Source organism: Bradyrhizobium sp. sGM-13, assembly GCF_018398875.1.
Taxonomy (GTDB): Bacteria; Pseudomonadota; Alphaproteobacteria; order Rhizobiales; family Xanthobacteraceae; genus Bradyrhizobium.
The window spans coordinates 1-244 of the sequence record NZ_JAGWDK010000407.1 but is presented as its reverse complement, the minus strand read 5'-3'; the positions used below and the strand labels follow the sequence as shown (position 1 = coordinate 244).

Genomic DNA, 244 nt, shown 5'->3' with positions numbered 1-244 from the left:
CTTCGATCGGATCGTGCGGTGGCGCACGGTAGCGAAGGTGCTTTCAATGGGATTGATCGTCCGCAGGTGCTTCCAGTGCTCGGCCGGGAAGTCGTATAACGCCAGTAGCGTGTCCCGATCCTTGCTCAGGCAGTCGGCCGCCTTCGCGTATTTGGGCGGGTAGCTTTCGATGAAGGCGTCGAACGCCAGCTCGGCGGCGGCCTTGGTTTCGGCCATCCAGATCTCCTGCAACGCGCGTTTGGCC

The 244-nt window shown here is 62.3% G+C and carries 1 protein-coding gene; it reads right to left on the bottom strand.

What is annotated here, in order from left to right:
• Positions 1–244 (bottom strand): transposase (locus tag KJQ96_RS42600; RefSeq protein ID WP_213291268.1); only part of this gene is annotated, 244 nt, incomplete at both ends.